This is a genomic window from Streptomyces sp. NPDC028419 (genome assembly GCF_055565515.1).
Genome location: NZ_JBVHUE010000028.1, coordinates 23860 through 32429 on the forward strand (window position 1 = coordinate 23860; position 8570 = coordinate 32429).

The following is an 8570-nucleotide window of genomic DNA, read 5'->3' on the forward strand; positions in this document are numbered from 1 at the left end:
AGGGGAGGGGTCCCCGGGGCCGGGCCGCTCCCCCGGGGGTCCCCCCAGACGGAGTCTGGGGGCGGGGGGAGCGGCCCGGTGGTCCCGGGGGTCAGGATCAGGAGAGGGTCGCGATGACGGCGCGGACCTTGGCGTTGATCTCGGCCGGGATCGGGGCGTAGCCGATCTCGGAGAGCGCCTTCTGGCCCGCGTCGGACGCGGTGTAGTTCAGGAAGGACTTCACGGTGCCGAGGGTCTCGGCCTTGTTGCCCTTGTCGCAGACGACCTCGTAGGTCACCAGGACGATCGGGTAGGCACCCTCGGTCTTGGTGGTGTAGTCCAGCTTCAGCGCGAGGTCGGAGCCGGTGCCGACGACCTTGGCGGCGGCGATGGCCTTGGAGGCGTTCTCGCCGGTGGCCGCGACCGGGGTGCCGGCGCCGGTGTTGATGTCGACCGTCTTGATCTTCTGCGACGAGGCGTAGGAGAGCTCGAAGTAACCGATGGCGCCGTCGGCGGCCTTCACTTGGGCGGCGACGTCGGCGGAGCTACCGGCGGCCTGGCCACCGGGCGCCGGCCACTTCTTGGCGGCGTCGTAGGTCCAGGCGTCGGGCGCGGTGGCCTTCAGGTACTTGGTGAGGTTCTCGGTGGTGCCGGAGTCGTCGGACCGGTGGAAGGCCTGGATGGCGGTACCGGGGAGGTTGACGCCGGGGTTCAGCTTCTTGATCGCCTCGTCGTCCCACTTCTTGATCTTGTCGTTGAAGATCGCGGCGAGGGTGGGGGCGTCCAGCGTCAGCTTGTCGACGCCCGCGACGTTGAAGCCGATCGCGATCGGGCCGCCGACCATCGGCAGGTTGATGCCCTGGCCGCCGGTGCAGATCTTCTTCGACTCCTCGACCTGCTCGGGCTTGAGGGCCGAGTCCGAGCCGGCGAAACCGACGGTGCCCTTGTTGAAGGAGACGACGCCTTCACCGGAGGAGCTGGCCTTGTAGTTGACCTCGACGCCCGAGCAGGCGGCCATGTAGTTCTTGACCCACTGGTCGACGGCGTTCTTCTGGGCGGAGGAGCCGGAGGCGAGCAGCTGGCCCTTGGCCCCGTCGCACTTCACGTCGCCGGGGGCGGGGGCGGACGGCTTCGTCGTGCCGGTGGCGTTGTCCTTGGTGGTGTTGTCGTCCGAGCCGCACGCCGTGAGGACCAGGGCACCGGAGACTACGAGCGCGCCGAGCACGGAGGCACGAAGCCGGTTGTTGCGCTGAAGCTTCACTTTCGGGTGTTCCTTCCAGAAGCCGCCGGCCGCTTTCTGTATCGGGGCGGCGTGCGAAGAGGACTACGTCGGTTGCGCGGGGGGTCGTGCCGGGTGGCGTGCGACTCGCACCGTGCAGTTCCGAAATTAGGCAGATCAGGTGAAGCGGCCGACGGGGGTGGGTGAACGGACGGTGAACCGTGGCGGACGGCATGGTGCGGGGGGCTGCGTCGTTGCCGGGGGGTGTGGGGCCGTTACCTTGCCGTTATTGTGCCGTGACCGTTTTGTGGGACGGGTGGTGGGGGTGCGGGGGGCCGTGCCCGGGTGTGGCCGGAATTCGCCTCTGGCGGTGGTGGGCGCGGTGTGTGGTCGGCCGTCGGTCGACTGCCCTCCGGGGGCGCCTCAAACGCCGGCGGGGCTGAATCGGGCGGGCCCGGGCCGTCGGTGGGGGTGGGATCGGGCGGGCCCGGGCTGCTGGTGGGGCTGGGGTGGGGTGGTGCGGTGGGGTGGGCGCGGGTGTGTGGGCCCTCCGGGGGCGCCTCAAACGCCGGCGGGGCTGGAACGGGCGGGCCTGGGCTGTCGGTGGGGCTGGAACGGGCGGGCCTGGGCTGTCGGTGGGGGTGGGATCGGGCGGGCCCGGGCTGTTGGTGGGGCTGGGATGGGGCCGGCCTGGGCCGCCGGCGGGGCTGGAACGGGCGGGCCCGGGCTGTTGGTGGGGCTGGAACGGGCGGTGCGGGGATGGCCCGGCCCCCGGCCCCCGGGTGGGGGGCGGGGGGCGGGTGGGGGTTAGACCGGGGTGGGGAGCCATAGGTGGTGGAAGGTGAAGCGGGAGGCTTCTACTTCGTGGCGTTGGTCGGCGTGGAGGACGCCCAGGGCGTAGGCCGTGGCCGGGGCGATGCGGGGGGTGCGGGCGGCCGTGGCGGAGGCCGCCGCCGCCTCGGCCGCGTCGCGGTGGCGGTCCAGGGCCTCGCACGCCGCGGCCAGCCGGGTGACGTCCTCGCCGAGCGCCTCCCGCGCGTAGCGGTGCACGCGCAGCAGGCGGCGCACCTCGTGCCAGGGCGCGTCCTGGTGGGAGTCGTCGATGAGCGCGTCGGCGTTGTACGGCCGGGCGGCCCGGGTCAGGGGGAGCGCGGTCACCGCCGCGGTGAGCCGGGACTCGGCCAGTGCGGCCAGCGGGACCAGGACGTCGGCCACGTGGCCCCGCGCGGCCACCGGGTTCAGCGGGACCTCGGAGGCGAGCACGGCCACGGCGTCGGCCACCGCGTGGAAGCGGGAGGACCCGAGGGCCTGGAGGGTCGCCGAGTGGGCCCTCGTACGGGCCAGGGTCAGCTGGCGTTCCAGCAGGGCGGCCGCGCGGGCCGAGCCCACGGTGAGGGCGCCCGCTCCGGCCGCGCCGCGCGGCGCGGGCACCTCCGGCACCCCCGAGAGCCGGTGCAGCGCGTCCCGCAGCCGGGTCAGCCGGGCCCCGTACGCGTGCTCGTCGGCCAGGGTCGAGGACAGCCACACCAGCTCGGTGCGCAGGCCGTCCGCCCAGGTGGATTCGGTGACCGTCCGGAAGGTGGCCAGGGTCCCCCCGATGCGGCGCGCGGCCCCCCGCAGGCCGCGTGCCGCCTCGCTCCCCCCGTCCGCGTCGGCGCCGCTCTCCTCGTGCAGGCGCAGCCCGCGCAGGAAGGCGGTGGCCTGGGAGCGCAGGTAGGCGCCGAGCACGTCGCCCGCCGTCTCCGCACCCGCTGTCAGGTCATGGTTTAGCTGAGCCACGCCGGCGCCTCCGGGCGTCTATGAGCATCTCCTGTACGTGCCGCAGCGGCTGCCCCTCGGCATCCGTGCTGTGCCGGGTCCACTCCCCGTCCGGGCCCAGGTGCCAGGAGGAGGTGGCATCGGACATGCCCGTCTCCAGCAGCCGGTCCAGGGACGCGCGGTGGGCCGGGTCGGTGACCCTGACCAGGGCCTCGATGCGGCGGTCGAGGTTGCGGTGCATCATGTCGGCGCTGCCGATCCACACCTCGGGCTCGCCGCCGTTGGCGAAGGCGAAGACCCGGGAGTGTTCGAGGAAGCGGCCGAGGATCGAACGGACCCGGATGTTCTCCGAGAGCCCGGTGACGCCGGGGCGCACCGCGCAGATGCCGCGCACCCAGATGTCCACGGGCACGCCCGCCTGCGAGGCCCGGTAGAGCGAGTCGATCAGGGCCTCGTCGACGATCGAGTTGAGCTTGAGCCGCACGTACGCCGGGCGGCCCGCCTTCTGGTGGGCGGTCTCCTTGTCGATCCGGGAGACCAGGCCGTCGCGCAGCGACTTGGGTGCGGTCAGCAGGCGGCGGTAGGTCTCGCGGCGCGAGTAGCCGGAGAGCCGGTTGAAGAGGTCGGAGAGGTCCGCGCCGACCTGCGGGTCCGCGGTGAGCAGGCCGAGGTCCTCGTAGAGCCGGGCGGTCTTGGGGTGGTAGTTGCCGGTGCCGACGTGCGCGTAGCGGCGCAGGGTCTCGCCCTCCTGGCGGACCACGAGCGAGAGCTTGCTGTGCGTCTTGAGGCCGACCAGGCCGTAGACGACGTGGCAGCCGGACTCCTCCAGCTTGCGCGCCCACTTGATGTTGGCCTGCTCGTCGAAGCGGGCCTTGATCTCGACGAGGACGAGGACCTGCTTGCCGGATTCGGCGGCGTCTATGAGGGCGTCGACGATCGGCGAGTCGCCGGAGGTCCGGTAGAGCGTCTGCTTGATCGCGAGGACGTCCGGGTCGGCGGCGGCCTGCTCCAGGAAGGCCTGCACCGAGGTGGAGAAGGAGTCGTACGGGTGGTGCAGGAGCACGTCGCGTTCGCGCAGGGCCGCGAAGATGTCCGGGGCGGAGGCCGATTCGACCTCGGCGAGGTCGCGGTGGGTCCCGGCGATGAACTTGGGGTACTTCAGCTCGGGCCGGTCCAGCGAGGCCACGCCGAAGAGCCCGGTCAGGTCGAGCGGGCCGGGCAGCGGGTACACCTCGGCCGCGGAGATCTTCAGCTCCTGGACGAGCAGGTCCAGTACGCCCGCGTCGATGGACTCCTCGACCTCCAGGCGCACGGGCGGGCCGAAGCGGCGCCGCATGAGCTCCTTCTCCAGGGCCTGGAGGAGGTTCTCGGTGTCGTCCTCCTCCACTTCCAGGTCCTCGTTGCGGGTCACCCGGAACTTGTGCTGCGCCAGCACCTCCATGCCGGGGAACAGCTCCTCCAGGTGCGCGGCGATGACGTCCTCCAGCGGGACGTAGCGCTGCGGGGAGGCCTCCAGGAAGCGGGACAGCAGCGGGGGCACCTTGACGCGGGCGAAGTGGCGGTGGCCGCTGACGGGGTTGCGGACGACCACGGCGAGGTTGAGCGAGAGCCCGGAGATGTACGGGAAGGGGTGCGCGGGGTCCACGGCCAGCGGGGTCAGCACCGGGAAGATCTGGTTGCGGAACAGGGTGAAGAGGCGCGCCTGCTCCTTCTCGGTGAGGTCGCTCCAGCGGATGAGGTGGATGCCCTCTTCGGCCAGCTGGGGGGCGACGTCCTGCTGGTAGCAGGCGGCGTGGCGGGCCATGAGCTCGCGCGAGCGGGTCCAGATGAGGTCGAGGACCTCGCGGGGCTGGAGGCCCGAGGCCGAACGGGTGGCGACGCCGGTGGCGATGCGCCGTTTGAGGCCGGCCACCCGGACCATGAAGAACTCGTCGAGGTTGCTCGCGAAGATGGCGAGGAAGTTGGCGCGTTCCAGGAGCGGGGTCGCCGGGTCCTCGGCGAGCTCCAGCACCCGTTCGTTGAAGGCGAGCCAACTGCGCTCGCGGTCGAGGAAGCGCCCGGCGGGCAGCTCGCCGTCGTCCTTGAGCTCGTAGGCGTCCAGATCCGCGTCGAGGTCCGGTTCGAGGTCCACGTGCGGGCGGTGCGCGGCTATGGATCCCAGGCGCGCGTGCCGCTCGGCCTGGGAGTGCTGGACGGGGACCTCGGTGGGGCTGACGCCGGGCTTGTGGCTCATGACTCCATTCTTCCGCGCACGCGGAAGGACAGGCGCGTCGGAAGCGTCCGCGAGTGGTCGAAGTCCAGGCTGCATGAGCGGAGAGTCGCAAGCGTGTCTGAATGCCCGGTTAATGGCGTGTGGCATCCAGGGTGTGGCTCGTGTCAGTGGTGGTACACGGATGCGCGTGGGTGCGCGGGGGGCCACAGGGGTGCACGCGGGTTCGCGCGGGATCCGGGGCGCGCGCGGTGCGCGCCCCGGGCCCGGGCCGGGAGGGCGGTCAGCTCTCGGTGCGGTACATCAGGTCCACCTCGTGGGTCACGAAGCCGAGGCCCTCGTAGACGGCGAGCGCCGCCGGGTTGTCGGCGTCCACGTAGAGCATCGCGGTCGGGAGGCCGGATGCCGCCAGATGGCGCAGTCCGATGGCGGTGAGCGCCTTGCCGAGGCCGCCGCCCTGGGCGCCGGGCAGGACGCCGACCACGTAGACCTCGCCGAGCCGCTGCTCGGCGTGGACCTTGGTCCAGTGGAAGCCGACGAGCGCTCCGTCGCGCTCGGCGAGGAAGAAGCCCTTCGGGTCGAACCAGGGCTGCGCGATCCGGTCGTCGAGGTCCCGCTGGTCGAGGGAGCCCTGTTCGGGGTGGTGGGCGAAGGCCGCCGCGTTCGCCGCGAGCCAGGCCGCGTCGTCGGTGCCGGGCACGAAGGTGCGTACGGTCACCCCCGCGGGCAGGGTCGGCTCGGGCAGCGGGGACGCGTCCGGGCCGAGCGGGCGGCGCAGCTGGCGCAGCTCGCGGAAGAGGGTCAGGCCGAGGACCTGGGCGAGGTGGCGGGCGGCGGAGCGGCCGCCGTGGGCCCACATCCGGATCCGCTTGCCGGAGGCGGCGAGCAGGGCCTGGCCGAGCGCCCGCCCGTGGCCGCGGCCGCGCAGCGCGGGGTGCACGACGAGCTCGGCGGCGGGTGCCTCCACCGGATCGGTGTCTTCCAGTTGTGCGTATCCGGCCAGGCGTCCGTCCGCGGTGAGCAGCAGGTGCCGGATCCCGTCGCGGCGGCCGCCGCGCAGCTGGAGCCGTCCCTGCTCGGACACCGCGGTGGTGCCGTCCGTACGGGCCGCGTCCTCGATCAGTTCGAGGACGGCGTTGGCCTGTTCCTCCGTCAGTTCGTCGAGGGTCTCAATCTGCCGTCCCGGCTCCTGGGCCGCTGCTGCGTCAGTCATGTGACGAGACTACGACCGCTACCCCCCGACCCGGTCCTGACGTGCCCTCCCGGTCGGGCTCCGGGGCCGGCCAGGTGCTCCGGGTGAGCGACACCACAGGCGATATACCGGCGCGTAACCGGCTCGCAACCCGCTACCCCCTGTCGTGCTACGCGCGTTGACCATAGGCTGCGGCGGACCTCCCAGTTCACATCGCTGTCCAAAAGGGGACTACATGTCAGCGACGCCACAACGGCACCGCCGAGCCCGCCGGTTGACTTTCGCCGCCCTCGCCCTCACCGCAGGGGCGGGCGCCATGGTCGCCGCCGCCCTCCCGGCCGGGGCCGCCAGTGGCGGCGGTGCCGGCCCGAGCCGCACCGTCGACGTGCAGATGCTGTCCTTCAACGACTTCCACGGCACGCTGGAGCCCCCGCAGGGCTCCTCCGGCAACGTGAGCGAGCGTCAGGCGGACGGCAGCACCAAGGCGATACCGGCGGGCGGTGTCGAGTACCTCGCCACCAGCCTGCGCGAGGCCCGCAAGGGGCACGAGTACTCCGTCACCGCCGCCGCCGGTGACATGATCGGCGCGAGCCCGCTGCTGTCGGGCCTGTTCCACGACGAGCCGACCATCGAAGCGATGAACAAGCTCGGCCTGAACGTGACGAGCGTCGGCAACCACGAGTTCGACGAGGGCAAGACCGAGCTGCGCCGCATGCAGTACGGCGGCTGCCACCCGGTCGACGGCTGCGCCGAGAACGGCGGGACCTACACGGGCGCGGAGTTCCAGTACCTCGCCGCGAACGTCACGGACGAGAAGACCAAGCGTCCGCTGATGTCGCCCACCTTCATCTGGAAGAAGGGGGACGTGAAGATCGGCTTCATCGGCGTCACCCTGGAGGGCACGCCGGACGTCGTGACCGCCGAGGGGGTCAAGGGCCTCAAGTTCGGTGACGAGGTCGAGACGATCAACAAGTACGCCGCCGAGCTGAACAAGCAGGGCGTCAAGTCGATCGTCGCGCTGATCCACGAGGGCGGCCTGCCCGCCAGCGGGGCGTACAACTACGACTGCAACACCCCGGGCGCGGGCGCCGGCATCTCCGGCGCGATCGTGGACATCGCCAAGAACGTGGACCCGAAGGTCGACGCCCTGGTGACCGGCCACACGCACCAGGCGTACGCGTGCAACATCCCCGACCCGGCGGGCAACCCGCGCATGGTCACCTCGGCCGCTTCCTACGGCCGGGTGTTCACGGACACCACGCTGACCTACGACCGGCAGACCAAGGACATCGTCCGTACGCCGCTCAGCGCGCCCAAGCCGGTCAACAAGGTCGTCTCCCGCGACCAGCCCAAGGCCGCGGACATGACCGAGCTGATTCAGCGCTGGAACGCCCTCGCGGCGCCCATCGCCAACCGTCCGCAGGGCTTCGTCTCGGCGGACATCCCGGGCCGCGGCTCGGACAAGTTCGAGAAGCCCCTCGGTGACGTGATCGCCGACGCCCAGCTGGAGGCGCTGGCCCCGGCCGACAAGGGCGGTGCGCAGCTGGCCATCATGAACCCGGGCGGCATCCGCGCCGACCTGGCCTACAAGGCCGCGGGCGTCGAGGGCGACGGCGTGGTGACCTACGCCGAGTCGTACACGGTGCAGCCGTTCACCAACATGATGAACGTCGTGGACCTGACCGGCGCGCAGCTCGTCACCGCGCTCCAGCAGCAGGTCAGCGGCCCGGTGAACGGGGCGAACCCGAAGATCCTGCAGATCTCCAAGGGCCTGACCTACACCCTCGACACGACGAAGGCCGGCGCCGACCGCATCGTCGTGGACTCGGTGAAGCTGAACGGCGTGGCCATCGACCAGGCCAAGACCTACCGGGTCGCGATGAACGAGTTCCTCGCGGGCGGCGGTGACGGCTTCACCGTCCTGAAGGAGCACAAGAACAAGCTGGTGGGCGCCTCCGACCTGGACTGCTTCAACGCCTACCTGGCGAAGCACTCGTCGCAGGACGCTCCGCTGGCTCCGCCGGTGGCCGACCGGATCACGGTCGTCCAGTAGCGGCTGCGGTCAACTGGTGAGGGGGGGGGGGGGGGGGGGGGGGACCCCCCCCCCCCCCCCCCCCCCCCCCCCCCCCCCCCCCCAACACCCCCCCCCCCCCCCCCCCTGTGCTCCTCACGTCCAGTGCTTGAACCGGAAACGTTCCGGAATTGGCCCGAAT

General features: G+C 71.9%; 5 protein-coding genes. 1 reads left to right on the forward strand and 4 read right to left on the reverse strand.

Going from position 1 to position 8570, the window contains the following annotated elements; genetic code table 11:
• Positions 1 to 97: 97 nt before the first annotated feature.
• From pstS to mshD, 4 genes are all read right to left on the reverse strand, one after another.
• Positions 98 to 1240 carry a phosphate ABC transporter substrate-binding protein PstS gene (pstS, locus tag ACZ4UB_RS28235; RefSeq protein WP_354384552.1) on the reverse strand — a complete coding sequence of 381 codons (1143 nt, stop codon included), beginning with the start codon at positions 1238 to 1240 and terminating at the stop codon, positions 98 to 100.
• Between the two features lie 765 nt (positions 1241 to 2005).
• A complete protein-coding gene (locus tag ACZ4UB_RS28240) occupies positions 2006 to 2977 on the reverse strand; it encodes a CHAD domain-containing protein (RefSeq protein ID WP_468074365.1) in 972 nt (323 codons plus the stop codon).
• Complete coding sequence (locus ACZ4UB_RS28245; RefSeq protein ID WP_354381165.1) at positions 2958 to 5189, reverse strand: RNA degradosome polyphosphate kinase; 2232 nt, start codon at positions 5187 to 5189, stop codon at positions 2958 to 2960. Before ACZ4UB_RS28245 ends, ACZ4UB_RS28240 begins: the two co-directional genes overlap by 20 nt.
• A gap of 259 nt (positions 5190 to 5448) precedes the next feature.
• Complete coding sequence (gene mshD / locus ACZ4UB_RS28250; protein WP_468074368.1) at positions 5449 to 6378, reverse strand: mycothiol synthase; 930 nt, start codon at positions 6376 to 6378, stop codon at positions 5449 to 5451.
• Between the two features lie 214 nt (positions 6379 to 6592).
• Here mshD and ACZ4UB_RS28255 point away from each other — a divergent pair, with 214 nt between their 5' ends.
• Positions 6593 to 8410, forward strand: a complete 1818-nt coding sequence (locus ACZ4UB_RS28255) for a bifunctional metallophosphatase/5'-nucleotidase (RefSeq protein ID WP_468074370.1) — start codon at positions 6593 to 6595, stop codon at positions 8408 to 8410.
• Positions 8411 to 8570 lie beyond the last annotated feature (160 nt).

Coding starts and splice junctions, on each gene's coding strand:
- ACZ4UB_RS28245 (WP_354381165.1), bottom strand. CDS start 5,189: ATGAGCCACAAGCCCGGCGTCAGCCCCACCGAGGTCCCCGTCCAGCAC.
- mshD (WP_468074368.1), bottom strand. CDS start 6,378: ATGACTGACGCAGCAGCGGCCCAGGAGCCGGGACGGCAGATTGAGACC.
- ACZ4UB_RS28255 (WP_468074370.1), top strand. CDS start 6,593: ATGTCAGCGACGCCACAACGGCACCGCCGAGCCCGCCGGTTGACTTTC.